Source organism: Streptococcus suis (assembly GCF_002964045.1).
GTDB classification, from domain to species: Bacteria; Bacillota; Bacilli; order Lactobacillales; family Streptococcaceae; genus Streptococcus; species Streptococcus suis_U.
Map to the genome: position 1 here is coordinate 1 of NZ_POPB01000678.1, position 300 is coordinate 300.

Consider the following 300-nt stretch of genomic DNA (forward strand, 5'->3'; position numbering starts at 1 on the left):
ATCAATAACATATTTCCAAATAGCTTCTTCGTCAATTCCATCTGCCTCAGACTTAGCAACAGCAATAAATTCTTTGAAAATCCCCTGTACTAGATTCAGTCCAGCCTCCGTACCAAATAATTCACCAATTGTACAGTCTAAAATGGTACAAGTTGGATTCATCACACCATTGACACAGGCTTTCTGCCAAATAGCACTGACAACATGATTATCATAGGTCACATTTAGCCCAGCTTCATTCAGCATTTCAATAATATCCGCAACTGATTGCTCATCACCAAGAATATGCTGAACGCTCAG

Annotated in this window: 1 protein-coding gene; it reads right to left on the reverse strand. The window is 39.0% G+C overall.

What is annotated here, in order from left to right:
- On the reverse strand, positions 1-300 hold a 300-nt coding region (locus tag C1E99_RS14070; RefSeq protein ID WP_330848234.1), incomplete at both ends, for a ketopantoate reductase C-terminal domain-containing protein.